Source organism: Mesorhizobium sp. M1D.F.Ca.ET.231.01.1.1 (assembly GCF_003999155.2).
Classification (GTDB): Bacteria; Pseudomonadota; Alphaproteobacteria; order Rhizobiales; family Rhizobiaceae; genus Mesorhizobium.
The window spans coordinates 1-291 of record NZ_RZOZ02000250.1 but is presented as its reverse complement, the minus strand read 5'-3'; the positions used below and the strand labels follow the sequence as shown (position 1 = coordinate 291).

The 291-nt window shown below is 69.1% G+C and carries 1 pseudogene; it reads right to left on the bottom strand.

Annotation, left to right across the window (positions count from 1 at the left end):
- Positions 1–33: 33 nt before the first annotated feature.
- Positions 34–291: pseudogene (locus EN874_RS33160) on the bottom strand (MFS transporter); the annotation flags it as partial.

The window sequence follows — 291 nt, the reverse complement described above, 5'->3', positions numbered from 1 at the left end:
GTCTGATTGGACGCCCGCGATTGCGCTCGTCTGCTAGCTCCTGGAGGCCTGCCTGTCGATCCACAGCGCGATCAGCGTGCAGGCGGCGCCCGACAGCAGATAGGCGCCGGCGGCGATGAGGCCGAAAGTGCCGGCCAGCAGCAGCGCGGCGAGCGGCGCGAAGCCGGCGCCGAACATCCAGGCGAGGTCCGACGTCACTGCCGAGCCGGTATAGCGGTGCTGGCGCGAGAAGCTCGATGCGACGACGCCCGAGGATTGCCCGAAGCTCAAGCCGAGCAGGATGAAGCCCAG